Annotated in this window: 23 protein-coding genes; 13 read left to right on the top strand and 10 right to left on the bottom strand. The window is 61.1% G+C overall.

Features of this window, described 5'->3' with window-relative positions:
- Window positions 1-48: 48 nt before the first annotated feature.
- The 3 genes from ACERJA_RS17485 to ACERJA_RS17495 all read right to left on the bottom strand — a co-directional run bounded on the left by ACERJA_RS17485 (window position 49) and on the right by ACERJA_RS17495 (window position 2,610).
- A complete protein-coding gene (locus ACERJA_RS17485) occupies window positions 49-1,746 on the bottom strand; it encodes a PH domain-containing protein (RefSeq protein ID WP_373609520.1) in 1,698 nt (565 codons plus the stop codon).
- A gap of 8 nt (window positions 1,747-1,754) precedes the next feature.
- Entirely contained in the window at window positions 1,755-2,216 is a 462-nt protein-coding gene (locus ACERJA_RS17490) for a PH domain-containing protein (RefSeq protein WP_006067548.1), read from the bottom strand.
- A gap of 145 nt (window positions 2,217-2,361) precedes the next feature.
- On the bottom strand, window positions 2,362-2,610 hold the full coding sequence (locus ACERJA_RS17495; RefSeq protein ID WP_373609521.1) for a BolA family protein: 249 nt from the start codon (window positions 2,608-2,610) through the stop codon (window positions 2,362-2,364).
- A gap of 88 nt (window positions 2,611-2,698) precedes the next feature.
- Between ACERJA_RS17495 and ACERJA_RS17500 the strand changes: the two genes are divergently transcribed.
- The 3 genes from ACERJA_RS17500 to ACERJA_RS17510 all read left to right on the top strand — a co-directional run bounded on the left by ACERJA_RS17500 (window position 2,699) and on the right by ACERJA_RS17510 (window position 5,173).
- Window positions 2,699-3,220 carry a hypothetical protein gene (locus tag ACERJA_RS17500; protein WP_373609522.1) on the top strand — a complete coding sequence of 174 codons (522 nt, stop codon included), beginning with the start codon at window positions 2,699-2,701 and terminating at the stop codon, window positions 3,218-3,220.
- 86 nt (window positions 3,221-3,306) lie between these two features.
- Window positions 3,307-4,167 (top strand): SDR family oxidoreductase, encoded by an 861-nt coding sequence (locus ACERJA_RS17505; protein ID WP_373609523.1) that lies wholly within the window; start codon window positions 3,307-3,309, stop codon window positions 4,165-4,167.
- Window positions 4,160-5,173, top strand: a complete 1,014-nt coding sequence (locus ACERJA_RS17510) for a patatin-like phospholipase family protein (RefSeq protein ID WP_373609524.1) — start codon at window positions 4,160-4,162, stop codon at window positions 5,171-5,173. Before ACERJA_RS17505 ends, ACERJA_RS17510 begins: the two co-directional genes overlap by 8 nt.
- An 18-nt stretch (window positions 5,174-5,191) precedes the next feature.
- Here ACERJA_RS17510 and ACERJA_RS17515 read toward each other — a convergent pair whose 3' ends face one another.
- Entirely contained in the window at window positions 5,192-5,443 is a 252-nt protein-coding gene (locus tag ACERJA_RS17515) for a hypothetical protein (protein ID WP_373609525.1), read from the bottom strand.
- Between the two features lie 130 nt (window positions 5,444-5,573).
- Here ACERJA_RS17515 and cysS point away from each other — a divergent pair, with 130 nt between their 5' ends.
- Together cysS and ACERJA_RS17525 are read left to right on the top strand one after the other, a co-directional pair.
- Window positions 5,574-7,067 (top strand): cysteine--tRNA ligase, encoded by a 1,494-nt coding sequence (cysS, locus tag ACERJA_RS17520; protein WP_373609526.1) that lies wholly within the window; start codon window positions 5,574-5,576, stop codon window positions 7,065-7,067.
- Window positions 7,068-7,150: 83 nt separating this feature from the next.
- The gene (locus tag ACERJA_RS17525; protein ID WP_373609527.1) at window positions 7,151-8,206 is read left to right on the top strand and encodes an ATP-binding protein; all 1,056 of its coding nucleotides are present in this window, start codon (window positions 7,151-7,153) and stop codon (window positions 8,204-8,206) included.
- Between the two features lie 153 nt (window positions 8,207-8,359).
- Here the strand turns inward: ACERJA_RS17525 and ACERJA_RS17530 are convergent, their stop codons facing one another.
- From ACERJA_RS17530 to ACERJA_RS17545, 4 genes are all read right to left on the bottom strand, one after another.
- Window positions 8,360-9,391: a presenilin family intramembrane aspartyl protease PSH gene (locus ACERJA_RS17530; RefSeq protein ID WP_373609528.1), complete on the bottom strand. Its 1,032-nt coding sequence runs from the start codon at window positions 9,389-9,391 to the stop codon at window positions 8,360-8,362.
- Window positions 9,392-9,546: 155 nt separating this feature from the next.
- A complete protein-coding gene (locus tag ACERJA_RS17535) occupies window positions 9,547-9,801 on the bottom strand; it encodes an H/ACA ribonucleoprotein complex subunit GAR1 (protein ID WP_373609529.1) in 255 nt (84 codons plus the stop codon).
- A 1-nt stretch (window position 9,802) separates the two neighbouring features.
- On the bottom strand, window positions 9,803-10,084 hold the full coding sequence (gene srp19 / locus ACERJA_RS17540) for a signal recognition particle subunit SRP19 (RefSeq protein ID WP_006067537.1): 282 nt from the start codon (window positions 10,082-10,084) through the stop codon (window positions 9,803-9,805).
- A 59-nt stretch (window positions 10,085-10,143) separates the two neighbouring features.
- Window positions 10,144-11,214, bottom strand: coding sequence for a PGF-CTERM-anchored ABC transporter substrate-binding protein (locus ACERJA_RS17545; RefSeq protein ID WP_373609530.1), 1,071 nt, complete (start codon window positions 11,212-11,214; stop codon window positions 10,144-10,146).
- A gap of 60 nt (window positions 11,215-11,274) precedes the next feature.
- Here ACERJA_RS17545 and btuC point away from each other — a divergent pair, with 60 nt between their 5' ends.
- The 3 genes from btuC to gatE all read left to right on the top strand — a co-directional run bounded on the left by btuC (window position 11,275) and on the right by gatE (window position 15,822).
- Window positions 11,275-12,372, top strand: coding sequence for a vitamin B12 ABC transporter permease BtuC (gene btuC / locus ACERJA_RS17550; protein ID WP_373609531.1), 1,098 nt, complete (start codon window positions 11,275-11,277; stop codon window positions 12,370-12,372).
- A complete protein-coding gene (locus tag ACERJA_RS17555; protein ID WP_373609532.1) occupies window positions 12,369-13,811 on the top strand; it encodes a heme ABC transporter ATP-binding protein in 1,443 nt (480 codons plus the stop codon). Before btuC ends, ACERJA_RS17555 begins: the two co-directional genes overlap by 4 nt.
- Window positions 13,812-13,953: 142 nt before the next feature.
- Window positions 13,954-15,822 carry a Glu-tRNA(Gln) amidotransferase subunit GatE gene (gatE, locus tag ACERJA_RS17560; RefSeq protein ID WP_373609533.1) on the top strand — a complete coding sequence of 623 codons (1,869 nt, stop codon included), beginning with the start codon at window positions 13,954-13,956 and terminating at the stop codon, window positions 15,820-15,822.
- Between the two features lie 1,306 nt (window positions 15,823-17,128).
- On the opposite strand, the gene ACERJA_RS17565 is transcribed toward gatE, so the two are convergent.
- Window positions 17,129-17,611 carry an Lrp/AsnC family transcriptional regulator gene (locus ACERJA_RS17565; protein ID WP_006067530.1) on the bottom strand — a complete coding sequence of 161 codons (483 nt, stop codon included), beginning with the start codon at window positions 17,609-17,611 and terminating at the stop codon, window positions 17,129-17,131.
- A gap of 181 nt (window positions 17,612-17,792) precedes the next feature.
- On the opposite strand from ACERJA_RS17565, the gene ACERJA_RS17570 reads away from it, so the two are divergent.
- Both ACERJA_RS17570 and ACERJA_RS17575 read left to right on the top strand, forming a co-directional pair.
- Window positions 17,793-18,851, top strand: coding sequence for a DMT family transporter (locus ACERJA_RS17570; protein WP_373609534.1), 1,059 nt, complete (start codon window positions 17,793-17,795; stop codon window positions 18,849-18,851).
- A 105-nt stretch (window positions 18,852-18,956) separates the two neighbouring features.
- Window positions 18,957-19,616 (top strand): HTH domain-containing protein, encoded by a 660-nt coding sequence (locus ACERJA_RS17575; RefSeq protein WP_373609535.1) that lies wholly within the window; start codon window positions 18,957-18,959, stop codon window positions 19,614-19,616.
- A gap of 381 nt (window positions 19,617-19,997) precedes the next feature.
- Here the strand turns inward: ACERJA_RS17575 and ACERJA_RS17580 are convergent, their stop codons facing one another.
- The gene (locus ACERJA_RS17580) at window positions 19,998-20,771 is read right to left on the bottom strand and encodes an RNA methyltransferase (protein WP_373609536.1); all 774 of its coding nucleotides are present in this window, start codon (window positions 20,769-20,771) and stop codon (window positions 19,998-20,000) included.
- 1,059 nt (window positions 20,772-21,830) lie between these two features.
- Here ACERJA_RS17580 and ACERJA_RS17585 point away from each other — a divergent pair.
- From ACERJA_RS17585 to folP, 3 genes are all read left to right on the top strand, one after another.
- On the top strand, window positions 21,831-23,063 hold the full coding sequence (locus ACERJA_RS17585; RefSeq protein WP_373609537.1) for a Cdc6/Cdc18 family protein: 1,233 nt from the start codon (window positions 21,831-21,833) through the stop codon (window positions 23,061-23,063).
- A 99-nt stretch (window positions 23,064-23,162) separates the two neighbouring features.
- A complete protein-coding gene (locus tag ACERJA_RS17590; RefSeq protein ID WP_373609538.1) occupies window positions 23,163-24,347 on the top strand; it encodes an AMP-binding protein in 1,185 nt (394 codons plus the stop codon).
- A 75-nt stretch (window positions 24,348-24,422) separates the two neighbouring features.
- Window positions 24,423-25,616 (top strand): dihydropteroate synthase, encoded by a 1,194-nt coding sequence (folP, locus tag ACERJA_RS17595; RefSeq protein ID WP_373609539.1) that lies wholly within the window; start codon window positions 24,423-24,425, stop codon window positions 25,614-25,616.
- Window positions 25,617-25,752 lie beyond the last annotated feature (136 nt).

The raw sequence follows: 25,752 nt of genomic DNA on the forward strand, positions 1-25,752 counted from the left end.
GCGTTGGAGCGTGTCAGGTAAAACCCACCGAAAGACCCGCGGGGCTGTTCAGGTGAAGTCGACCGACAGTCCGAGATCGTCGTCGCGTGCGCGTTCACGCAACGCCGATTGGAGCCGTTTTCGGCTGGTCATGTTCACCTCGCGAGCGTCCTCGAGGTCGACGTCGTAGATCGTCGGTGTCGCCCAGAAGAACGTCCGCGAACTCGCCGTATCGACGACCAGCGAGGCCAGTCCGAGGCGGCGCTGGAAGATCGAACGCTGTGTCGAGACCGTCTGGATCCGGTAGTAGGGAATCACTGTCGTTCGCCGACTCCAGAACCCACGCCGGATGACCACATGGTCGTCACCGACAAAATAGCCCAGATGAACGTATTTGAGGTGCGCTGCCGGCGGAACCGCCGCAAAGACGACCGCGGCGAAATACCAGCGCTCGAGCGGTGTAATCTGTGCAATAGCGAACACAGCGGCGACGACAACGGCGGCGATCAGCGAGTACCGAGCCAGATATCGCCGTCGGGCCATCGTCGGCGGGCTACGAAACGTCGGTGTCTCGACGTCAGTGAGGTTTTCAGTGAACCGGTGGACACGACCCTTCTTGGCGAGTGGAACGGCCGACTGGCTGCCGCCGCTGCTTTCGGGACCGTAGCCGGCTGTCTCGACCCAGAGCCCGGCGTAGCCGATCAGTCGCTGGAGCGGGTTTTCAGTTACCGTCACCGACTGGACCTTTTCGACGGGTATCGAGCCGCTGTAGCGCTGGAGTAGCCCCCGCTCGTAGACGAAGTCCTCGTCTGCGCGACCGAGCTGAAAGCTGTAGTACGTCGCAAACGTGTAAGCGACGCTCAACAGATACGTGATGAGGATCCCGTTTATTGCCGACACCACTGTCAGGATCCCGTAGCTGGTTGTCGTCCCCTCGCCGAGGTCTGCCGGGCCACCAAACGGCTGAGCGGTGGTCACGAACAGATCGATGATCGGCTCGGTCGCAAGGAAGAAGACGAACAGGACGGCTGCCACGGCAGCGGGTCGAAACGAGGTAAACGAGTACAACAGGAGTTCCCGCGCCTCGAGGTCGAACAGACGCTGTCGGCGTGGGCGGCTCGGTTCGGTGATGCGATCCTGAGGTGGTTCCTCAGTCGCCGATTCGTCGAGCACGGTCGACTCCGGACCCTCCTCGCCGGGAGGTATCTCGGTCTCGTCTCCGAGGGCAGCGGTTTCATCCTCGACGCCGGATGAGATGTTCGGAGTCGATTCCGTTCGGTCGCCGGCCGCCGCGTCACGGTCTCGTTTGCGGCGGCGATCTTTCACTTCAGCAGTTCGTCGGCGAATCTGCTCTTGGAGTCGGTTTGCCTCGGACTCGCTGACGAAGTTCAGCGATGCTTCGGTGTTCCCGCCGCCGGCGGTCTCGATCGACACGACAGCAAGGCCGAGTAGTCGCTGCAAGACGCCCTGTTTGACGTCGACGTTCTGGATTCGGCCGTAGGGGATCTCCCGTGAGCGGCGGGCGATTACACCCGAGGCGACGTCGAACGTATCCGGCGTGATCCCGTACTCGAACCGGTAGTAGTAGACGATGCCGTAGGCCGCGCCGGCGAGGAATCCAATCGGTGCGGCGATCGGCGTCCAGGCTGGACTAATTGGGTCGAAGATCCCGCCGAGAACGAGGACGAGAACGATCGGGACCCACAGCCACATGAATCCGTACTGGATGGCGTAGGTGACCGCGCTGAGTGGGTGAAGTCGGTTCATAATCGAGCTTATACTGCGTCGTCGGCTTCACTTTCGACGGCGAGTTCTCGAAGCGTATCCTGTAGCTCTCGCGCACGGTCAGGAGTCAGCCCCGGAATCCGAACGTCGGCGTTTCGCGTTCCTGCCGTGTAGACGACCACACTCGAGAGGCCAAGCGCCCGTTCGATAGGCCCAAACTGCGTGTCGACGTGTTGGACGCGAACGAACGGAACTGCCGTCTCGACGAGCGTGATCACACCGCGCTCGAGATAGAGCGCGTCCGACTGGAGTTCGAACGTCCAGATCTGGTAGAGTCGAACGGCGTACGCGATCCCGAGACCGAGCACGAGGGCGACGACCCCGGCAATAGCAGCCGTCGGAACGTCGATAAACCACTGATCGACGGCAGCGAGGACGACGCCGAAAACAAGCGCTCCGATCGCCATCTGTGCGATCCAGAGCAGCCTGATACGGGGATGAAGCGATTCCATATGAATATCCTATCAGGACCGAAGGATAAAGCTGCGGTTCCGGTAGGCAGTGCTGTCTTCCAATCGAGCGAGGGTCATACGGACTGCTCGAGTCACGTGCTGCCGATCACCGACCCCGCTCTGGCGGTCGGGACAGCAGGCCGCATCAGGCGTCGTCGTACTCGTCGGGCGTGTACGTCGAGAGCTCGAGCGCGTGGATATCCGTCGTCATGTGGTCGCCGAGGGCGTCGTACACCGCCTGGTGTTGCTGGACCAGCGGCATCCCCTCGAACTCGGGTGAGACGACTGTTGCTGCGAGGTGGTCGTCGTCGTGTTTGTCGCGTGCGTGTGTGACCGTTGCATCGGCGTCCTCGAGTTCTGTCTCGATGAGGGCTTCGATGTCGGAAAGATCCATATGCAAGCGTTGGGCGCTCACGGCAAAAGCGCCGCGGTCCCGGTTACAGAGACCAGCGAACGTCTGGAAGCCGCTGGTCGTCGAATTTATGCCGACACAGTCCGCGCTCTGGAGTATGTCACTGGCAGCCGAAACCCGCCGCGTCGCCGAGTCGCACCCGTTTCTCGTCACGGCGCTACGAGCGGGCGTCGTCAACTACACCGCCGCTGCCCGATTTCTCGAGGTCAATGGCGAGACCGACGCGGTCGCAACGGCGCTGCGTCGCTACGCCGAGGCGTCGCCGGCGTACGAAACCGAGTCGCGAGACGTCCGAGTCACGATGAAAAGCGGGATCGGACCGGTCGAGCCCGGAACGGACGAGGCGCTGCTTTCGCTTGGTGGAACGGCGTTCGGCCCCGACGGCAGTGACCGGACGGGCATCCTCGCGACCGGCGACGTCGACGCGGTCGCACTCGCTGACACCCTGCAGCACCTCGCGCTCGAGGAGATCACACCACTCGCAGCCGCCGTTGCCGATGGCTCGATGCTCGTCGTCGTCAAGCGTCTCGAGGGAGCCAACGCGATCCGTGCGGTCGAAAACGCCCTCGAGAGCGTCCCTCGGACGACGTAGCTGGTTCTCGCCCGTTCGTTTCGACTGTCCCACGTCACGTGCACGCTGAAGCTATTTATAGCGTCGCTGACAGTGTTGTCGTAGAGATGTCATCGACCCCCGAACTGGAACCACCAGAGCTGACTGCGGATGATCTGCTCGTGCTCGAGGACCTGGCGTTTACTCCTGATACCGTCGCCATCGTCACCGGGGCGGCGTCGGGAATCGGCGAGGCGCTTGCGGTTGCACTCGCGGTCAACGGCCTGACCGTCGTCGGTGCCGATATCGACGGCGCAGGGCTCGAGGAGACGGCCGCGACGGTCGAGTCGTTCGATCCCGAGGGCCGATTCCTCTCGGTGCCGACAGATCTGACCGACGACGGCGACGTCAAGGCAGTGGTCGATGCAGCCGCCGAAGAGGGCGACCTCGCCTTTGTCGCGAACATCGCCGGCATGCAACACATCGATTCGATCGCCGAGTTCCCGGTCGAACAGTACGATCTGCTCACGTCGGTGATGATCAGGGCGCCGTTTTTGCTCTCGAAATACGCCATGCCACACATCGAAGAAAGCGGCGACGGCACAGGTGCCATTGCGAACATGTCCTCGGTCCACGGCCACTACGCGACACAGGACAAGGCCGCGTACATTACGGCCAAACACGCACTCAACGGATTGACGAAGTCGATCGCTGCAGAAGGTGGCGGCGACGTTCGCGGCTTCAGTGTCAGCGTCGGCTACGTGCTGACACCACTGATGGCCGACCAAATCGCGGATACAGCAGCCAGCCGCGGACTCTCCGAGACGGAAGTCGTCGAGGACGTGATGCTTGGGCCCGCACGCACCAAGACGATGATGACACCTGCAGAGGTCGCGAACCTCTTCGTCTTCGGCTTCTCTACGCACGCAACCCACCTCAACGGCGGCGATCTGCTGTTCGACGGCGGCTACACGACCACGTATGAGTGATTCAGAGACCGACGAACCGACACAGGTCGCGATCGCGTGTCAGGGTGGCGGCAGCCACACGGCGTTTACGGCCGGCGTACTCCGAGCGCTCCTCTCGGAGGCGGACTGGGACAACGAGTTCGAACTGGTCGGGATCAGCGGCACGTCCGGCGGCGCGTTCAACGCTCTCGCGGCGTGGTACGGGCTCGTCACCGCCGACGAAGCAACCGCAGTGGAGCTACTCGAGGGAATCTGGGCCGACATGGCGGCAAGTGACTACCCCGACGGCGTGCTCAACCAGTGGGTCTCGCTCGTCTCTCGATTCCAGAGCGAGGGTGTCGGCGTGCCACAGGTCAGTCCCTACCACTCACCGGGGTCCGACTGGGGCAAACAGCGAATCAGGGACATTCTCGAGCGCCACATCGACTTCGACGCGCTGCCGGCCCTCTGTGCGTACGAGGAGCCAGAACTCGTCGTCGGCACAGTCAACGTCTCTGATGGCGCCTTCGAGACGTTTACAAACGAGGACGTCACCGTCGATGCGGTGCTCGCCTCCGCGGCGATCCCGACGCTGTTCGAAGCGGTCGAGATCAACGGCGAAGCCCACTGGGACGGGCTGTTCTCCCAGAACCCGCCCGTAAAAGACCTCATGTCGGTGCCTGGCGAGCGAACGCCCGAGGAGCTGTGGGTCATCCAGATCAACCCCCAAGACAGGGACGAGGTGCCGACCGGACTCGCAGAGATCACCGACCGACGAAACGAACTCGCGGGCAACATCTCGTTGAACCAGGAGCTACGGACCATCGAACGGATCAACGAGTGGATCGAGAACGGCCATTTCGACCATCCAGAGTATACGACGACAACGATCCGCCGTCTTCAGTTGCGGGGGTATCACCACTCGAGTAAACTCGATCGCGACCCTGAGTTCCTCGCGGAACTGATCGAACAGGGCCACACGCAGGGCGTGGCGTTTCTCGAGGGACTCGATCTCGAGGACGACGTGGAGTACCCCGCCCGAAACTGAAGGCGCTGGTTCGAGTCGTCAGGCCTGCCCGCCGTGTTGGCGGTACCAGACCTGTTCACCGATCGGCGACTCGTGGCTGTCGATCTCCAGGCGGCTCAGAAACAGCTCCCTGATGGCGAGGGTGACGACGAGTTCGACCGTCTCACCGGCGTCGGTTTCGACAGCGACCACACAGTGTCCATCCTGCGTGTCGATTCGCTGGATCGTGCCGACCGACCACCGGTCGAGGTCGTGTGTCGGTTTACGGGCGTGGATACGGTCGTGGGTCACAGTCGTTCGACGGGTGCCAGCGACGTATACATCACGCTCCCATCGGCTTGCGACGGAGCCACTGGGCTTCGCTCGAGTCCGAACCACCGATTGGCAGTGTTTAACTGCGGGCCGGAGGTACACGTTCGTAATGACCCTACACGTGACCAACACGTTGACGGGCGAAAAAGAACCGTTCGAGCCACAGGACCCCGAGAACGTTCTCCTCTACTACTGTGGCCTGACGGTTTCGGATCCGCCACATCTGGGCCACGCCCGCTCGTGGGTCCACGTCGACGTCATGCACCGCTGGCTCGAGTACATCGGCTATGACGTCCGCCACGTCGAGAACTTCACCGACATTAACGAGAAGATCGTCGCCCGCGTGGGTGAAGACGACCTTGGCGAGGACGAAGAAGCCGTCGCGAAGACCTATATCGAGCACACCCTCTCGGATATGCGCGCACTCAATCTCTTGCGGGCGGAGGTGTACCCGCGCGTCTCCGAACACGTCCCCGAGATCATCGACCTCGTCGAGACCCTGATCGAGAACGGCTACGCCTACGAATCCAACGGCTCGGTCTACTTCGACGTCGCCAGCTTCGAGGCGTACGGCAAACTCTCGAATCAGGAACTCGAGGAGATCGAGTCCCAGGGCGAGCCGGATGAACGATCCGAAAAGCGCAATCCGGCTGATTTCGCGCTCTGGAAAGCCGGCGGCGTCGACGAAGACGCGGTCGTCGAACACCGCCACGAAGGCGTCGACCACAGCTGTTCGATGCCGACGGGACAGACGTGGGACTCGCCATGGGGCGAGGGCCGCCCCGGCTGGCACATCGAGTGCTCGGCGATGAGCATGACCCATCTCGGCGAGACGCTCGACATCCACGTCGGCGGCCGGGACCTCGTCTTTCCCCACCACGAAAACGAAATCGCCCAATCTGAGGCCGCGACGGGACAGCAGTTTGCCAACTACTGGCTCCACTGTGAGCTGTTCCAGATGGGCGACGAGAAGATGTCCTCGAGTCTGGGTAACTTCGTCACCGTCGACGAGGCCGTCGACAAGTGGGGGACGAACGTCTTGCGAACGTTCCTCACTGCGGGTTCGTATAATAGCCAACAGCTCTACGCCGACGAGACGATCACCGAAGCCGAGGAGCGCTGGGATCGACTCGAGCGCGCGTACGAGACGGCCGTCGAGGCAGTCGACTCGCCCGACGCTCGGACGAAAGTCGAAGCCGAAGCGTTCCGTGCCGAGGTCGATGCGGCCCGAACGTCGTTCGTCGACGCGATGAACGACGACTTCAACACGCGCGAAGCGCAGTCGGCGCTGCTGTCGATTGCGACAGCGATCAACTCCCATGTCGATGACCGCGAGGAGTACGACTACCGCGGCCTCCGACGGGCCGTCGAGACGCTCGAGGAGTTGGGGTCGGTGCTCGGCCTCTCGTTCGTCGGCGAGACGACTGGCACCGCGGAGCTAGCGGGCGATGTCGTCGACCTCGTCCTCGACGTGCGCGAGCAAGAGCGCGGGGCGGGCAACTACGAGCGTGCCGACGAGCTCCGCGACGAACTCGAGGCACTGGGGATCGAGGTGCAGGATACGGACGACGGCGCGACCTACCGGTTGCCGTCCGACGAGTGAGCATCGAGTGGCTGCACTCGCAGATCGGTTCAGCTGGTCTGGGAGCGAAATCGTTCAAGTAGCATGAGTTCCTGTATCCGGTAATGGACACCCACGGCTCGTTCGTTGGTGCTGGATTCGACGCGCTTCCCGCACACGTTGCAATCCTCGACGATGAGAGCACCATTCTGTACACGAATCAGTCGTGGGACTCGTTCGGCGACGAACAGGGGTTGGTGGCGGGAGCAGCCGGTGTCGGCGTCAACTATCTCGACGTCTGTGATGCCAGTGCGGGAGACGACGCGGCCGACGCCGCACGTGGGATCCGAGCGATCCTCGCCGGCAAACGCGAGACGTTCTCCTTCGAGTACCCCTGTCACACACCCACGGAAAAACACTGGTTCACGATGAACGCGACGAGCTATCACCACGACGGCGACCGGTACGTCCTCGTGATGCACGTCGATATTACCGAGCGACGACAACTCGAGCAGCAGGCTCGAGAGCAGGCCGAGCAGATGGAGGCGTTCGCCACGTTGCTCTCACACGATCTCCGAAACCCGCTGTCGGTCGCACTCGCAACGGCACAGTCGCTCGAAAACGTCGACGACGGTCTCGAAGACGAGACCGATTGGGAAGCGCTTCACTCGTCGCTCGAGCGCATGGAGGCGATCATCGACGACGCACTGATGCTCGTCACGACCGAGGACACTGAACAGCTCGAGCCAGTTCGGCTCAGAGATGCCGCCGAGAACGCGTGGTCGCATGTTCAGACGGAGGCTTCGACGATGTCGGTCACGGATTCGGTTACCGTCGAGGCGGACCCGAACCTACTGCAGCATCTCCTCGAGAATTTGTTTCGGAACGCCGTCGAACACGGTGGCCAGAGGCCGACGATCGAGGTCGGGACACTCGAGACCGCAGACGAGGCTCAGCCGTCCGTCGATGGGTTTTACGTCCAAGATGACGGACCGGGCGTTCCGCCTGCAGATCGTGAGCACATCTTCGAATCCGGATACACGACCGAGGCGGCCGGCTCCGGCTTCGGGCTTGCGATCGTAAACCGCGTCGTCGACGCGCATGGGTGGTCGATCGTAGTGACTGATGCCGACAGCAGCGGTGCCAGGTTCGAGATCCGTTCGGTGACGACACTCGAGTGAGCATTCTGGTTCGGTTCGGCGGCCCACAGCGTGAGGACGGCCACGAACGCGACGGCTCGAAGTCAGTCGAATAATGAACGAGGCGATGACGCCGGCACGGATGACGACACTCCGTTTGCCAGCCCCGTTCGACTGGCGGTCGCTGTCGTCCGATCAGAGGCCGAGTGCCGTTGCAAGCGAGAGCCCACTGGCGACCGCGCCGAGGAGGTAGCCACTGATCGCCCCGCCGTTTAACAGTGGCAGTCCGGCATGCGGTTTTCCTTTGAGAACCATATGCATGAGCACGAGGAGCCCAGCAATCGTCCCGATAATCGCGCCGAGTGCGGGGACGTTCAACGCGATTCCCGGGACCGCGATCATTCCGACATCGAGGAAGTACGCCGCACTCGCGACGAGAATCGTTGGGATCACGGCGTCACCGAGCCCGATGAACAGCGCATCTCGCTCGATCGCATCCGCGTCCTGGTCGTCGGTTTCGGCATCCGCATCCGACTCCTCGGTCGCGGGTGAGTCGGCCTCCGAACCCGTCTCATCGTCACTCGAGTCGGTGTCATCGTCAAGGACGTCGTCGGTGCTCCCCGACTCGAGATACGAAAAGGAAAGCGACGTCGGGATGACGAGGACGACGGGGATTTTGAGATCCATGACGCCTTCGGCGAGGTCGAGCATGTGCTCGGTTCGGTAGACGCTGATCGCGTCGTAGACCGCGAGAACGGTGAGCAACAAGATTGCGGGCAACAGGCCGAAGCTGATCCCGAACAGGGCCGCAGCGCCAGCGCCCATGATCACCCCTGTACTGTCGATGACGTACCACTCCGGATAGAACAACAGCCCCGCGCCGACGGCGATCGCGCCAAGCGCGGCGATGGCGTTCACCGAGCCGACGGTCGCGACGGGCGGAACGAGTTCAGCGAAGACGAACCACGCGAGCATCACGCTGACGCCGATGATCAGCGCCTTGATCAGCCACTCGACGTCGTATTTGAACGTCACGAGCATGAACGCGGTCGCAACGAGAATAATCGCAAAGTAGACCACGCTGTTTGTCGGGTCGTCAGGGTTCTCGACAGCCTGACGCTCCGACTCGTGGAAGGGCTCGATCAGCGCCAGTGCACCGAACTGGACGCCCAGAAAGAGCACCACGGTCACGCCGACGGCGAGAAGGACCCGTGTCCGATGGTTCATAGAGCGGGGTTTGTCCCCCGCTCGTATGGGTGTTTTCGTCTTCGCTCGAGGCAGCGACACCCGGGAAGCTCGGAACCCACTCGAGCGTCCTCATACGGATGCTGTCGTCAGTTACCGCTGATCACCGATCGTGGTGATCGGGACAGCAGACCGTCTCAGCGGGCGTACAGCGTCGAACCGACGAGCGACGGCAGGTGGACGCCGGCGTCGGGCGTCACCGCGATATAGGGCCGCTCGACCGGCCCGAAAACGTCGACAACACGGCCAACTTCCTCGAGGGAGTCGTCGAGGACCATCGTGCCAATCTCGTGGCGGAGTTGATCGTCCGACTCGGCGTCACTGTCGCGTTCGTCCGCCCGCAAGACGGCGAGTCCCTGTGCGGTGCGGACGACTGAGCCAACGCGGCGCATATTATTCGCGCATCGCGACGACGTAGGCCGCGACGGCTTGGACGAGGTCGTTTTTTGTCGAATCGTCGGCACCGCGGACGACGACGCGGCCCCGGTCGGCCCAGGGCTCCCGGGAATAGGACTTGTCCCGCTCGATCGTGGCGTCGTACCCGATCTGCTGGACTGCCTTGGCGATTTCATCGACCGCTGGCTCTTCGACTGCGAGCTCCTGAGACACGCGCCGACCCTCGGCGCGTGACAGGCCCGCATCGAGATAGGCGGGCCAGATGACGTTCTCGACCATACACCTCTCTCAACGGGCCGACGGGTAAACGCTTTTCAAAAAACGTGGCTGTGTGGCGGTTATCGACGGTGCGCGAGGAACGCAACGGCAAGCAGCGCAGCGATGGCTGCTGGCACGCCGAAGCCAGGGATCGAATCCTCGCCGTCGTCGGTTTCTTCGGCGCCGTTCTCGTCGGATTCATCTGTGTCCTCGAGGCCCTCAACTGCCTGCTCGTAGGCGTCAGGATGGACCGTCTCGACGATGTCGACGACGGCGTAGATGACCTGTGGTGCCGGCTGGTTGAGCTGGTTCGCGTTGACCGCAAAGACGTTATCGTTCTGGTAGGCAGTCGTCGCCTCGGCTGCTTCGGGGATCGGTACCTCCGATCTGTCGTCGGAGTAGATGATCCACTCGGGGTCTTCGTCGACGATCATTTCGCTGCTGAGTGGCTGGTAGAAGCCGATGTCGGCCCGTTCGGCGAGATTCTCGACACCAGCGGTCGTCAGCACTTCGTGAATGAACGTGTCGGTTCCAGCCGTCATGCCATCCTCACCCATCGCATAGTATGCGAGCGGGCGGTCTGCATCCTCGAGTGCCGCTTCGACGACCTCGAGACGCTCGTCCATCCAGTCGACGGTTTCGGTGGCGCCGTCACATTCGCCGGTCAGTTCGCCGGTTCGGAGCACGTTGTCACGAACGTCGTCGATCGACCCTGCGTCGTCGAATTGGTAGACAGTGAGGCCAGCCTCGCGAAGGGTCTCGATATCTTCTTCATCGGTGATGTTCGCGGCCAGAACGACATCGGGGTCGAGGTCGATCACGCGCTCGTGGACGATGGCGTAGTTGTCGGTCACGTCCTCGCGGTCACCAATCTCGAGGCCGCTCGTTGCTTCCTCGTCGGGCATGCCGACGAGTCGGTCTTCGGCACCGATCTCGAAGACAGTCTGTGCGTCGCTTGCCTGCAAGGCGACGACGGAATCAGGGGCTTCCTCGAGTGTGATCTCTTCACCAGTGGCATCAGTCAGTTCGATCGGGTACTCACAGTCCGCGGTCTCGTCGGGCGTTGCCGACACGCTGCTGGCCGCAGCGACTGGGGCAACCAACGAGAGCGTCAATAACGCAGTAAGCAAAATTACGAGTTTCTGTCGCATCATCCGCTAGATAGAGACTCTTCAACAAATATTTGTCTAACCCAACCGAGGTTGTGATGTATGACGTACTCGGCCCGAATCCTCTCGTGGTCGGCGGGGCTGACAGCGTTGCTCGTCGCCGTCATCGTCGTCAGTGCCGCGCTCGGGCCAGTCAGAGTCGACCCGTTGACGGTCGCGCTGGCGATTTTGAACGCCATCGTCGTTCCCTCGAGCGTCACGGCCGGAACTCTCACGATTCCCATCGTCGGCGTCGGCGTGCCGGTTCCGAGCTTTGAGTATACGTCGATGTTTGCGTTCGACGTGCCGAACACCCACCAGATCATCGTCGCGGATATCCGCCTGCCCCGGATCGCGCTCGCGGCAACGGTCGGGTTCGCACTCGCCGCAGCCGGGACGGTGATGCAGGGGTTTTTCCGAAATCCGCTCGCTGATCCATCGATCATCGGTGTCTCGACTGGGGCCGCTGCAGGTGCCGTCGCAGCCATCGCGTTTCCCATGCTCGTCCCGTTTGGGAGCCTCCATCTGGCGGCGTTTGCCGGCGCGCTCCTGACGGCGTTTCTGGTCTATTCGATCGCGACGGAGGGTGGCCGAACGCCTGTCGCAACGCTGTTGCTCGCGGGCGTCGCCATGCAGGCGTTTCTCGGCGCGCTCATCTCGTATATGCTCGTCCACAGCGGCGATAGCCTCCGGCAAGCCGTCGTCTGGATGATGGGCCATCTCAGCAACAGCACGTGGAGCGACGTCGGCTTTGCACTCCCAGTGGCAGTGCTCGGCGTTCTCGTCCTGGGAAGCTACACGCGAGACCTGAACGTGCTCTTACTCGGCGAGGAAGACGCCCACCACCTCGGGACCGAAGTCGAACGAACGAAGTTCCTCCTGCTCGCGGTTGCGAGCATCATCACCGCCGCGGGCGTTGCTGTTGCTGGCGTCATCGGCTTCGTCGGCCTCGTCGTTCCCCACATCATGCGACTGATCGTTGGCCCGGATCACCGGATTTTGCTGCCGACCAGCGCCCTCGCGGGTGCTTCGTTTCTCGTGATTACGGACACCATCGCTCGAGCCGGCCCCGCCGAGGTGCCGGTCGGCATCATCACGGCCTTTGTCGGCGCGCCGTTTTTCCTCTTTTTGCTCGTCCGGCGGGAGGTGCATTCGGTATGAGGTTCATTGGCAGCGGCGGCGAGACGAAGACGCCACGACCCACCGGCGTCGATCCGGCGGCGATCACCGTCGAGGACTGCTCGATTTCGTTCGGCGAGCTTTCGGTCCTCGAGGACGTCTCCGTAACGATCGAGCCCGGTGAGTTCGTCGGCTTCGTCGGTCCCAACGGGGCCGGGAAGACAACGCTCTTGCGAGCGATCAGCGGCGCACTCGAGCCCGATTCCGGAACGGTATCGATCGACGGTGTTGATATTCACGGCGTCTCCTCGAAACGCTCGAGTCAGCTGGTCTCGGTCGTCCCGCAGGATACGACGCTCTCGTTTTCGTTTCCCGTCCGTGACGTCGTCGAGATGGGGCGCCATCCCCACCGCTCGCGGTTTTCCTCGCCAACGCAGGCGGACCACGAGGCGGTCGAGCAGGCGCTCGAGCGAACACGGACGACCGATCTCGCTGAGCGGCCGATCGACGCGATCAGTGGCGGGCAACGCCAGCGAGTCGTGCTCGCACGGGCGATTGCCCAGGAGACGCCAGCGATGTTGCTCGACGAGCCAACCGCGAGTCTCGACATCAACCACCAGCTCGAGACGCTCGAGTTGGTCCGTGAACTCGTCGATGACGGCCGAACCGTCTGTGCGGCGATCCACGATTTGGATCTGGCCGCCCGCTACTGCGATCGACTCGTGATGCTCGCCGACGGCGGCGTCTATCGGAGCGGGCCACCGACCGACGTGTTGACTGGCGAGTCACTCGCCGACGTCTTCGATGCGACCGCGACGGTGACGCCGAACCCGATTACGGGCGCAGAGACCGTAACAGCGCTCCCAAGTCGTCGGACCGACGTGGCCGATGAGGACGAAACGACAATGCAATTACAGGACGCCCGGATTCACGTCGTTGGGACCGGACCGACTGCAGCGTGCGTGCTCGCCCAACTCGAGCGCACCCATCCCGGACCCGACCTCTCGCTTGGCCCCGTCACGCACGGTGACACGGCCGCCGAGACGGCTCGAACGCTCGAGGTCGACTGCCTTGAAGTCCCACCGTTCGAGTCGCTTTCGACGGCGACACTCGAGACAGTCAGTGATCGGGTCGAGAACGCCGACGTGGCGGTCCTAACCGGGTACGCACTCGCCGACAGTCCCGGCATCACAGAGCTGCTCGAGACAGTTGAAACCGCAGCCGAGTCGATCGTCTGTGTCACACGCGAGTCGGACGACAGGGCGAGCGCCACGGACGACGGACAGCGACGGGCCACAAACGCGACGGTGCCGATACACGCCCTCGAGGCGACGTCGGAGACGGCTCTCGAACGGATCGAGACGGCGCTCAATCGGACCCACTCGCGACAAGTCGTGGATGGCGACTCGAGCGAAACCGAACTCGGCTCCTCGGATAGCGACTCGAATCCAGGGCTGCCGGCGGGGTCCTCGAGCGACTAAGACTGTCGAACAGCGGTCGCGAACAGCCAGCCATCACCTCGGAGACGGCAAATGTTGCGGAACGAACTCTGCAACGAGTGCGCTCCGACAGGAGAACCGCAACTGGACGGTTTTTTACCCCTCCGCCTCCGAGTGGCGGCCAATGAGCGAGCACGATTACGACGAGCTCGGACTCGTCGCCGGGCTGGAGATCCACCAGCAACTCGATACGGCGACGAAGCTGTTCTGTCAGTGTCCAACCGAGCTTCGCGAGCCCGAGGAGTCGACGCGGACGTTTACCCGCTATCTGCATCCAACACGGAGCGAACTGGGCGAGATCGACCAGGCCGCCTTAGAAGAGAGTCGCGTCGACCGCGAGTTCGAATACCTCGCCTACGATACGACCTGTCTGGTCGAAGAAGACGACGAGCCGCCGGCCACACTCGACGACGAAGCCCTCGAGACGACCCTCGAGGTCGCTCAGCTCATGGACATGAACCCCGTCGATCAGGCCCACGTCATGCGCAAGATCGTCGTCGACGGCTCGAACACGACAGGCTTCCAGCGCTCGTCGCTGATCGCCACCGGCGGCGCGATCGAGACCAGCGAGGGCGCAGTCGGCATCGAAGACCTCCTGCTCGAGGAAGAAAGCGCCCAGCGCGTCGAGGAAACCGACGACGGCGTGCGCTTCAGTCTCGACCGACTCGGTATCCCGCTCGTCGAGATCGGCACGAAACCGGATATCTCGACGCCCGACCAGGCCCTCGAGGCCGCCGAACGGATCGGCATGCTGCTTCGCTCGACCGGGAAGGTCAAACGCGGGCTGGGGACGATCCGCCAGGACGTCAACGTCTCCATCGCCGACGGCGCGCGCGTCGAGATCAAAGGCGTCCAGAGCCTCGACGACATCGACGATATCGTTCGCAACGAAGCCGCACGGCAGGTCGAACTCGTCGAGATCCGAGACGAACTCGAGGCCCGCGAGGCCTCTGTCGGTGAGACCCAAGACGTTACCGACGTCTTCGAGGGCACTGACAGCGGCGTTATCGGTGGTGCACTCGGTTCAGGTGGCTCCGTGATGGCCGTCCCACTGTACGGCTTCGACGGACTCGTTGGCCGGGAAATCGCACCCGACCGCCGGCTGGGAACCGAGTTCTCCGACCATGCCAAACGTCACGGCGCGGGCGGGATCTTCCACACGGACGAACTGCCGGCCTACGGCGTCACCGAAGCTGAAGTGGAGGCCCTGCGGGACACTGTGGGTGCCAGTGAAGAAGACGCAGTGGCGATCGTCGCCGCCGACACCGACATCGCAGAAGCGTCAATCGATGCCGTTGCCGAACGCGCTGGCACTGCACTCGAGGGCGTCCCCGAGGAGACCCGCGACGCACTCGAGGACGGGACGACGCGCTATCTCCGCCCACTCCCCGGCGCGGCACGGATGTACCCCGAAACCGACGTTCCGCCCGTCGAACCGGACCCGAGCGAGGTTCCCGAGCCGGAACTGCTGACCGAGAAGGTCGAACGCTATCAAGCGGAGTTCGACCTCAGTGCGGGGCTTGCCGAACAGGTCGCCTACGGCACACACATGCCGCTGTTCGAGTCCGTCGTCGCCGATGGCATCGACCCGACGCTGGCCGCGACGACGCTCGAGTCGACGCTGACCGAACTCCGGCGTGACGACGTGCCCGTCGAGGCGCTCACCGAGACGCACATCGAGGCCGTCCTCGAGATGGTCGAAGACGGCGACCTCCCGAACGAAGGCGTCACGGATCTGCTCGAGGCACTGGCCGAGCAGCCGGATCGAACGGCCGAGGAGGCAGCCGAAGACGCCGGACTCGGCGGTGCCGACGAGGACGAAGTCCGCGAGGCCATCGCCGAGGTCGTCGAGCGGAACGAAGCGCAGGTCGAAGAAGAAGGGATGCAGGCGTTTTCGGGCCTCATGGGCGAGTGTATGGGTGCACTCCGGGGCAAGGCTGACGGCGACCTCGTGAGTCAGTTGCTCCGCGAGGAGATCCAAAAGCGAGCGTGAACGACCCCTGCCTACTTGCCCGATAGCGCGGGCTCCTTGAGACAGAGGCTTCCTGATTCGACGACGTTGTCAGACTGTCGAGGTTCCCTCGACAAACGCGACTTGCAGACACAGTAATCATGTCCACAGTGGTCGCAGTCTCCACAGGCGTGTTTTCGGAGTAGTTCACTCCTATCGTAGCCACTGACCGTCACTGCACACCAGCTCGCATGACGGCTCTGCGATCCGTGTGTCCATCGGTTCAGTTGTTACTATAGCTTGGCGAGACCGCGAGAAAGAACGTTCAACGACGCGTTGAAATTCAGGTCCAACTACTAAGGAGTGTGCGTATTCGCCACAATATACGTTACAAACATCACCGCGTATAGCAGGGTCGTGACGCCGACAAACGCGATAACGACACTCCTGTTCAGTCCGATCGGGGCGAGTCCAGTGACAGACCCGATTACCAGGAGCGCGGCACAGCCCACGATCAGTCCGACATACATCGAAACGAGCTTTTGTCGGTCTTCATCCATATGGGTATAAATCGGCTGTATTGACTTAATTTGGATGCGTATTGCGGTTTACGACGCGAACTCCAGAAGGGGTTGCTCACCTCGTTCACAGTGATACGTGTGCGTTTGGATCACCGAACAGCACGTCTCAAGTTCTGACGATTCAAATGGTATCTCTGATTCTCATACTGGACACGATCCAACGAAGGTCCGCATGCTAGAAACGAGATGTCCACGCTGCTCAGGCAGGTGCGACATTCACTCATCGACCTCCTGAGAGAGACTGTTAGATCACGGTATCCGCGATCAATGCGATGGCGCGCGCTGAATCGTGGTGAGCGATGCGCGAACCACGATTCGAAGCTGCGCGAGGGATGAGCGAGTGAACTCGTGAACGAGCGAATCGGTTGGGGAGGACGTGGCAATCAGTGTTGCCAGTATAGTAGTGTCATAGAACGGTTCACAAACCTACTATGAACGTGTCCTGATTCGATCAGTACAGGTGGTTCACATATCACCCGATGCAAGGTACAGTGATAGTCTACGACTGTGCGGAACTCCAGAACCGTATGATGAGTTTGTAAATAACGTAGAGCACGGCGAGATTCAGAAAGGCAATGAAAGCAAGTATTAGCAGTTCAATCCCGATATATTCTTGAAAACCCATACTCTGGATAACACATCAATGATACTAACTCATAGGTTTTTCGTAAAATGGAGGTTGACCGGCCAGTCACTTCGCACCTGGAGTTACTGGTGTATTCGGATAGATACAGTGTGGAATATACTCTGTGAATTGTCTATGAAATCTATTCGTCGACCAACTCCTCGAGTAACGTCTCGAGGCTGTAACTCTGCAAGGCGTCGCGTTCTTCGATCGCCGAGATGACGAACGTCGAGTCGGTTCGGTCGACGCCCTCGAGCTGTTCGAACTCGGCGATCAGGCGCTCGACCATCTCGCTGCTGCTCAGACGGGCGACGACGATGAAGTCAGTCTCGCCCATCGTGAAGTAGACGTTCGTGACGCCTTCGACGGTCAGCAGTCGATCCGAAAACTCCTCGTAGGAACCCTGATAATCGGCGTGAACCTCGACGAGGACGGTCACGCCAAGACCGAGTTCATCGAGATCGATGTCGTAGCGGTCGTTCGTAATGATCCCCTCCTCTCGAAGATTGGACAGCCGATAGTGAATCGTCGACACCGGGATGCCGGTTGCTTCGTGAAGCCGCTCGGGGCTTCCCGTCTCGAGTTCGGAGATTGCCTTGAGCAGTCGCACGTCGCGTTCGTCCATGGAGGAGTGGTTGGTGGAGGCGAAATAAATGTCCTACGGCTGATGAAATTGGAGATATCTACAAGACTCATGACTCACATGGCGGACGATTCGGATGCAATCCATATGTGTGGTTTTGATTTCTGCGATATCGGGCTGCTTGTAGAAGGATCTAAATACAACCGTCTGTTCCGAACTGGATATGATTACGCTTGGATCTATTCCATCGGAGTACCGCCAACCGGTGCTCTTTTCGATACTCGCGCTCTGCTGGGGGAGTTCGTTCGTGGCGATCGAGATCGGTCTCGAGTACGTCCCGCCGCTGTTGTTCGCCGGCCTCCGCTATGCGCTGGCAGGCGCGATCGTCCTTGGCTACGCAGTCGTCGTCACTGATCAGGTTCGTCCCACAGGTCGAGCAGAGTGGCTCGTGGTCGTCGTTGCCGGTGTGTTCGTCATCGCACTCTATCACGGCCTGCTGTACATCGGTGAGCTATACGTCTCAGGTGCAGTCGCCGCCACAATCGTCAGTACGGCACCCATCCTCACCGTCGCGTTCGCGGGCGCGTTGCTGCCGAACGAGCGACTCAGCCTCGTCGGTGTCATCGGCTTCGTACTCGGCTTGATCGGCGTCATCCTCGTCGTCCAGCCGTCTTCGGCGGCGCTCGGTGGCGATATGGTGGTTGGTGCAGCAATCGTCTTCGCCTCCGCGATCGCGTTCGCACTTGGGAGCGTGCTCGTGCGGCCGATCGAATCTGACCTCCCGCTCGAGACGCTTCAGGCCTGGGCGATGTTGCTCGGTGCTGGGGTGTTGTTCGGCTGGGCTGGCCTGCGTGGCGAATCGGTAGCCGCGATCGAGCTAACGCGGACGGCACTGCTCTCGTACGCGTACTTGACGTTCGTCTCCGGCGTCTTCGCGTTCCTGCTCTACTTCGAGTTGCTCGAGGAAAGCGGCGCGATACAGGTCAACCTCGTCGGGTACGCCGAACCAGCAGTTGCGATCGGCGTGAGTTGGATCATCTTTGGCTCCGTCGTCGACTCACTGACGATCGTCGGCTTGCTAACGATCCTGGCTGGCTTCGTCGTCATCAAGCGCACCGCGATTCGCTCGGTCCTGCGCTCGAAATGGGGATCGACACCGCTCGAGCAACCACCGCACACGGGCGAGCCGACAGCCCGAACCGACGGTGGGATTCCGATCGAGTCCGAATCCGACGCTTGTGAGGCGGATGCTGGGCGACCACCGGTCGATCCTCGAGAGTAGCGGCCCCGTGTTCGAAACGACTGGGTGGAAACGCTCAACCGCGAGTGCGTTCGGTGGGAGGAATTCAGGGAAGATTTATGCGTGAGAACGTGGCCGCTGTGAACGATGCCAGAATCGACGATTACAGCCGTGTGTCACGTGCGTGCGCCACTGCTGCTCGAGCCAGTCGACAGACAGGTCGAAACCCTTCGCGCCTGTGAGTCAGAGGGGACGATCGATGACCTGTTGTTGCGCAGTTGGCCAAAAGAGATCGCACTGACTGACAACAGCCCCTATCAGGAGTCCCTCGAGAGCTTCGAGCGGTTCGAGGAGTGGGCAGACAAGCAAGGGGTGAGCATTCGCCCGCCGTTCAAAAAGCGGACGACGACATCCCAACTCTCCGGGGCGACCAGAGCGCTGCTCGTGATGCCGCTTATTTGTCTCGAGATCTACGCTGATGACGAACTGGTTGGCGTGTTCCCCCACACCGACGAGGAACTCGAACAGACGTACACGACGGACGAAGTCATCGCCTCGCTTCGGACCGGGGAGCTCCCAACGCCATTGGGTAGTGCCAGCGAACGCGAAGTGTCAACGGAGTCAGTGGCGGATCAGCAACCCGGAACCGACTGTCCCGACTGTGGCGACTCGTTGATCAACGGGCAAGGCCTGTTTGCCTGCTCCAGTTGTGGCTGGATCGGCACGCTCAGCGAAACGGGCGCATACGTCTCACAGTCGAACCGGCGAGCAACGCAGACGTCGACCGTGTCGCCCGCAGAGCAGTAGGGCGATTTCTGTGACCCTTCGAGTCGAGTCACAGCAGCGTTCGATCGATGGCGACAGCCGTCTCGAGTTCGCCACTAGTTAGTGACGAGGTCGCCTGCGTACTCTGCCTCGATCTGGACGCTCCCCCATCGTAATCGATCTCGCAGGAGTCAGCCTGCGTTCCAAAGGCAGACTCGAGGCGCTCGAGTCGTCCTCAACGTCGGTGCTTTCCAAACAGCCGGCTACAAACGCCATTCCAGCACCGAGTAGCCCCATCGTGTATCATCGGTTGACGTCAGTCATCTCCTGGTGATGGTCGACAAGAGGCGATCAGCGTGTATGGGTCAGCGGGTCCAACAGGAGCCATCAGCGACCGCGCTCCATGTGACAGCCGGTTCCAGATCACTGTTCGGCCGGCCGTTCAGTTGCCCGACGGAGCAATCCGAGGAGCGCGATCGCCTCACCCGTCGTCAGATCAGCCCGGCCGTACACGCGCCGGAGCATACGCATCGTTTTCTCGCGTTTTTCGACGGGATGGTTGAGTTCCTCGAGCAGTTCGGCCCACTGGTCGTAGACGCGATCAATGGTCGGTTCAGGAGCCCGAACACGCTCGAGGTCGGGTAGCTGTGTCTCCTCGTCCGTGAGGGTGAGCGAGCGGAGTTCGTAGAGAGTGATGGTTGCGGCCTGCCCAAGATTGAGAACGGGGTAGTCAGCAGCGGCCGGAATCGAGCAGATTTCGTCGATTTGGGCGAGTTCGTCGTTGGTGAGCCCGACGCGCTCACGGCCGAACACGAGTGCCGTGGGTGCCTCGACAGTCGCCAATCGATCCGGAAGCTCGGACGGTGTCGAGTACGGAAATCGAACGTGGCTGTGGTCGTCTTCGTTGGTCACCGCTGTACAGCCGATGGTGTGATAGTTCTCGACGAGGTGGTCGAACGAAACCTCCGTCGCGTTCGGCAGGATATCCTCTCGAGCATGTCCCGCAAACCCGTATGCTTCGCCGTCAGGATCGAGTGCTGGTGGATCGACGAGCAACAGTTCGTCAAACCCGAAGTTCTTCATCGCACGGGCGATCGTTCCAACGTTGCCCGGCGACTGGGCATCGACGACAGCGACCGTCGGCGGTGTCCGTGACCGATCGGCCAATCCATCGATATCGGATGTCTCAGCAGTCATCGGTCCTCGAGTGACCCCGTTCCAAAAGTGAGGGAGGAAGTGTTCGTCACGATACCGTTCGGTTGCGGTCGCGAACCGAAACGATTGGGCCACAAGATCGCTGTGGTGTCGTCCATACCGGGCGAACGTACTGACCGGCCAAAAGAGACGTGTTCGCCGGGGACAGGATGCTAATGAGTGAACGGACCTGTGTGAGTCGTGACCGTCTGGGAACGCGGTGTTTGATACACTGTCTGTGTGGTGTTCTCTGTCATCTCATCTAGAGAACGTTCTTCCTAGTATACTAGTACTAGATCTAGGATACTAGTGTGTTGTATTGATCTCTAGAGCAAACACAAGACAGCTAGTTACTGTGCTAATTCTTGAATCTCATTGGAACACTGCGTGGACTTCACTGGTGTTGTAACCGGAGTTGCTTCTGCTATTCGGGAGGTAATTGGCTTCTCTCGGCCGATATCGTGGATTTCCACGTTGAATCGGATTCAACGAAGGGGACACACACCCCCCTCGCGTTTGTAACGGCACAAAGGCAGGGGGGTCTCTACGTGGAACACACCACAGTCGCGGATGTAAAATCGGGCCGATAGCATCTCAATCGACACAAAATCGAGAATAATCGAACACCCACCCCACCCATTCGGCGTTACAAACGCGAGGGGGGTGTGTCCCCCCTCTAGTAACCGCGAACTCCGTCGGTTACCGGGAGTTTCGTGCTTCTTCGGCGGCTTTCACGACAGTACCGACACGCTATGGGTAATAGTGCTGTCATAATCACGTCTCGATCCATCACGTCTGTCCCGCCACTCTCAGTTCACTCCCGGCCGTTCACTGGGACACGCCCCCTCGCGTTACATCCGCGACGGGGGTGTCGGTGTTTCACATACTCGACTCCTCTCGAGCAACCCACACCCGATGTTAGAAACGCGAGACTGCTGTTCGACAGCTATCTCGCATAGTGGGTGAAATCCGCAGGTATTATGGCCTATCACTCGATTTTTACATCCGCGATCGATCTCCATAGCTTTATTTCAATCCAGTTGGAAGCCACGGGGTAACGAAATGTCCGCCAACGACGATCGTGATCCACTCTTTCGGTACGACGATCCGGTCTTTGCCGACGAGCGCTTGCTCGAGATCACGCACCTTCCCGGTCCGGACCGGATCGTCGGACGCGATGAGCAAATGCAACGGGTGGCGGACGCCCTGAACCCCGCGATTTTCGGGAGCGAACCGAACCACCTGTTCATCTTCGGCAAGACTGGCACCGGCAAATCGCTGATCTCCCGGTCGGTCACCCAGCGAGTGATCTCGGAAGCACGACGTGACGACGTCACGGTCAAGTACGCGTTCATCGACTGTGGCGAGCAAAACACCGAGGCGTCGATCGTCAAGACGATCGCCCAGATCGTCAACGATCCCGACGAAAGCGGCGTCACCGTTCCCGACCGTGGCCTCGGCACCGGCGACTACTACAAACGCCTCTGGCAGTCGGTCGACCACTGTACCGACGTTACCATCGTCATCCTCGACGAAATCGACATGCTCGAGGACGACGAAGTGCTCCGAAAGCTCTCCCGTGCCGGCGAGAACCGACGGATCTCAGACTCGAGTATCGGTATCATCGGCATCTCGAACAAGATCGATTTCCCGGATCATCTCTCCGAACGGGTCAAATCGAGTCTGTCCCGGGACGAACTCGTGTTCTCGCCGTACGACGCCAACCAGCTCGTCGAAATCTTAGAGAAACGACGGGACGCGTTCCATGAGGAGGTGCTCTCTGACGACGTGATTCCGCTGACTGCCGCGCTTGCAGCCCAAGAACACGGCGACGCGCGCAAGGCGATCGACATCCTTCGAAACGCCGGCCGGATCGCAAAAAAGCAGAACGCGGCACAGGTCACTGCAGATCATGTCCGCGACGCCAAAGAGAAGACCGAAGCCGACCGATTTAACGAGCTGATCGAGGGCTCACCCCAGCAGGCCAAAGCGATTCTCTACTCGCTGACGCTGCTGACCGAAAACAGCACGGAAAAAGAGTTCCCGACGAAAATCATCTACAACCAGTACAAGGAAGTCGCTCGTCGGCTCGATTTCGACGTGCTCTCGGAGCGTCGCGTCCAGGAGATCCTCCAAGAGCAGAACTTCCTCAACGTGATCCAGTCCGAACGCGAGGGTCGTGGACGCGGCCGCGGTGCCCACGCCAAACACCGGCTCCTCGAGAACCCTTCGATCGTCAGGAAGGTGCTCTTGCGCGATTCACGACTGGCCGTCCTCGAGGAGGACGCTGCGTAACTCGGTCTTTTAGGAAATATTGATACTTTGGTCTGTTGACCAGACTGCTGTACTGTATTGAGTAAACGTTCAACAGACAGTGCCCAAAACTCGCCAGCGATGGCGAATATCATCAAAACGCTGCAAGAAGTGACGATGGACAACCAGGCAGCGACGGCGATCGGTGGCGACGACTCACTGACGTTCTCGAAGTTTTGGTCGCTGACCGATAGGTTCGCTGGCGGTCTACAGGCTCGTGAGATTACTGCCGGCGACGCCATCGCGATTCGGTTGTCGAATCCTCGAGCGTTTCTCATCGCCTTCTATGGAACACTCAGAAACGGCTGTGTACCGGTGTCCATGCCGACTGACTACCACACCGACGACATCATTGCGGTACTGAACGAAACTGGCTGTGACGCGTTCGTCACCGACGAGACACCGTTTCTGACGATTTTGAACCGGGCTGACGAGACACGTGTCGCGATCACGGTCGACTGTGATGCACGGATGGGAGTCACGTTGTCGGCATTTCTCGACAACGACGGCATGAACAGTGCTGGCTCACGGACTGGAATCGACGTCGTGCGACAGTCAGACAGCGATCGCGGGCTGATCGCGTACGTCGGACACGACGATGGCGAGCCACTCGGTGTAACCTACACACACGCGGCGCTGGCTGGCGCTGCCAGCGTCGGCCGCTCGATACTCGAGCGAGACGGCACACAGTGCCATCTCGGGAGTCTCCCACTGTCGAATCCACTCGAGTTAATGTATGGCACAACAGCCACCATACTCGACGGTGGGACGTACCTGCCACACCCACAGTGGGACCCCGAGACGGTCCAGTCGTTGTGCTATACAGACCGTGTCGATCGGACGTTTGTCTCACCGTCGCAGTACGAGACGCTTGCGGCACTCGAGATTGATGCTGACGAGACTGTCGCCGTTCTCGAACCGACGACGGCGGCGCTCGAGGAGCACGAGGACGCTGTGACGCGCCTCCGTGGTCGTCCGGAGACGGGACTAACGCACGTGCGAACGTCGGCTACCGCCGACACCTCGCCACGCTGGGAGACAGTTCCGATGGTCGAGAGCTGTGTGCTCGAGGACGGTGCTGACGGCGAACTCGCCGTCAGCGGTCCGGCAGTGATGGATAGCTACGTTGGCCGCCCGGCGCTGACCGACGAGACCATCGAGACGAACGATAGCACTCGATGGATCCGAACTGGTGTTACCGGCGACGAGCCGGCCCTGTCCCAGCCCGGAGACACTACCAACCTCGCTGACAGCATCTCGAGCTGATGTGATCGCCCTGCGAACGCCCGCCCAGTTCTCCGCAACCGCGGTACATTTCAGGCTGCTCTCCACAGACAGCGTATGAACAGTGTCGACGCGGCGGGGTTGGGAATCGGCGACGAGTACCCGCCTCGGATCATGGGTGTGTTGAATATTAGCGAGGAGTCGCCCTACGATCCAAGCGTATACGACGACCCCGGGGAAGCGGCCCAGTACGTCGACGAAGAACTGATCAGTGAGGGTGCCGACATCGTCGACATCGGCCTCGAGTCGGCGAACAAACGCTTTGATGTGCTCTCCGCCGAAGAGGAACTCGAGCGGCTTCATATCGCACTCGAGACGATCGACCGCGTCTCCGGCGATGCGATTTTCTCGATCGAGACACGCTATGCGACGGTGGCCGAGGAGGCGCTTTTACAGGGATTCGACATGGTCAACGATATCGCCGGCTTCGCCGATCCGGAGATGCCAGCCGTCTGCGCAGAACACAACGTCGCTGTCGCGAAGATGGCGAGTCCACCGGACCTCGAGCGCCCGGGCGCAGTCGGAGAAACCGACTGGGCCGCACGAAAGTCGCCGGAGTGGGCGGCACAGGCCGAGTACGTCGATCAGGTCTACGAAGCACTGAAACAGAACGGGATCACCGAGAAGACGATCGTTGACCCGGCCTTCGGGGGGTGGAGTGAAGCCCAGACGCTCGAAGACGACCGAGAGACGTTCCGCCGACTGCGGGAGTTCCGCGCGCTTGGCCAGCCCATGCTGGTCTCGATCAATCGGAAGAACTTCCTCGGGGAGATTGCTGGCCGCGAAACCGACGAACGGCTGCCGGTTAGTCTCGCAGCTACGTCGATGGCTGTCGAACGTGGCGCACACGTTATTCGGACCCACGATGTCGCCGACACCCGTGATGCAGCCCTCATCGGACATGCGTTTACCGAGCGCGCAAGCACGGCTACGGCCGAATTTTCGGTCTCCCGACTCGATGTTCACTCGAGCCGTGACCTCCGTGCACACCTCTCGACACGTGGCATCGATCCGACGGCTGCCGACGACTGGTCGACAGTCGCGATCGAAATCGACGGACTCGACGAGGATGCACGAACTCGACTGCTGTCTGCTGTCACCGACGTCGAATCCAACGTGGAGTATGTGGACACCGAACATGTCCTCCTCGTTGGATCGAGAACTGGTATTTTGGACGTTTCAGCCCACCTTCTCGAGGAAAGCGGCGACGGACGCGCACTTTCTGATGCACTCGCAGAAATGATTGAGTAAGAGAAAGCTTATGCCGGAGGATTCGAAAAGTGATGGTGGACGCCGGGCGGCCTCCCGGGTAGGGGTACTTTGGAGGCGACCCCCGGCCCACAACACGAATTATTGTGGTACTACGTCGACCAGTGATAACTCGAGC

The sequence above is a fragment of the Natronorubrum sp. A-ect3 genome (assembly GCF_041821125.1).
In the GTDB taxonomy this organism is placed as follows: domain Archaea; phylum Halobacteriota; class Halobacteria; order Halobacteriales; family Natrialbaceae; genus Natronorubrum; species Natronorubrum bangense.

Bases quoted from the DNA above. Each gene is read 5' to 3' on its own strand.
- ACERJA_RS17570 (WP_373609534.1), top strand. From the start codon at position 17,793: ATGATTACGCTTGGATCTATTCCATCGGAGTACCGCCAACCGGTGCTC.
- ACERJA_RS17510 (WP_373609524.1), top strand. From the start codon at position 4,160: ATGAGTGATTCAGAGACCGACGAACCGACACAGGTCGCGATCGCGTGT.
- ACERJA_RS17525 (WP_373609527.1), top strand. From the start codon at position 7,151: ATGGACACCCACGGCTCGTTCGTTGGTGCTGGATTCGACGCGCTTCCC.
- folP (WP_373609539.1), top strand. From the start codon at position 24,423: ATGAACAGTGTCGACGCGGCGGGGTTGGGAATCGGCGACGAGTACCCG.
- ACERJA_RS17590 (WP_373609538.1), top strand. From the start codon at position 23,163: ATGGCGAATATCATCAAAACGCTGCAAGAAGTGACGATGGACAACCAG.
- ACERJA_RS17565 (WP_006067530.1), bottom strand. From the start codon at position 17,611: ATGGACGAACGCGACGTGCGACTGCTCAAGGCAATCTCCGAACTCGAG.
- ACERJA_RS17555 (WP_373609532.1), top strand. From the start codon at position 12,369: ATGAGGTTCATTGGCAGCGGCGGCGAGACGAAGACGCCACGACCCACC.
- ACERJA_RS17575 (WP_373609535.1), top strand. From the start codon at position 18,957: ATGCCAGAATCGACGATTACAGCCGTGTGTCACGTGCGTGCGCCACTG.
- ACERJA_RS17490 (WP_006067548.1), bottom strand. From the start codon at position 2,216: ATGGAATCGCTTCATCCCCGTATCAGGCTGCTCTGGATCGCACAGATG.
- cysS (WP_373609526.1), top strand. From the start codon at position 5,574: ATGACCCTACACGTGACCAACACGTTGACGGGCGAAAAAGAACCGTTC.
- ACERJA_RS17485 (WP_373609520.1), bottom strand. From the start codon at position 1,746: ATGAACCGACTTCACCCACTCAGCGCGGTCACCTACGCCATCCAGTAC.
- ACERJA_RS17505 (WP_373609523.1), top strand. From the start codon at position 3,307: ATGTCATCGACCCCCGAACTGGAACCACCAGAGCTGACTGCGGATGAT.
- srp19 (WP_006067537.1), bottom strand. From the start codon at position 10,084: ATGGTCGAGAACGTCATCTGGCCCGCCTATCTCGATGCGGGCCTGTCA.
- ACERJA_RS17545 (WP_373609530.1), bottom strand. From the start codon at position 11,214: ATGCGACAGAAACTCGTAATTTTGCTTACTGCGTTATTGACGCTCTCG.
- ACERJA_RS17495 (WP_373609521.1), bottom strand. From the start codon at position 2,610: ATGGATCTTTCCGACATCGAAGCCCTCATCGAGACAGAACTCGAGGAC.
- ACERJA_RS17580 (WP_373609536.1), bottom strand. From the start codon at position 20,771: ATGACTGCTGAGACATCCGATATCGATGGATTGGCCGATCGGTCACGG.
- ACERJA_RS17535 (WP_373609529.1), bottom strand. From the start codon at position 9,801: ATGCGCCGCGTTGGCTCAGTCGTCCGCACCGCACAGGGACTCGCCGTC.
- ACERJA_RS17500 (WP_373609522.1), top strand. From the start codon at position 2,699: ATGCCGACACAGTCCGCGCTCTGGAGTATGTCACTGGCAGCCGAAACC.
- ACERJA_RS17585 (WP_373609537.1), top strand. From the start codon at position 21,831: ATGTCCGCCAACGACGATCGTGATCCACTCTTTCGGTACGACGATCCG.
- gatE (WP_373609533.1), top strand. From the start codon at position 13,954: ATGAGCGAGCACGATTACGACGAGCTCGGACTCGTCGCCGGGCTGGAG.
- btuC (WP_373609531.1), top strand. From the start codon at position 11,275: ATGACGTACTCGGCCCGAATCCTCTCGTGGTCGGCGGGGCTGACAGCG.
- ACERJA_RS17530 (WP_373609528.1), bottom strand. From the start codon at position 9,391: ATGAACCATCGGACACGGGTCCTTCTCGCCGTCGGCGTGACCGTGGTG.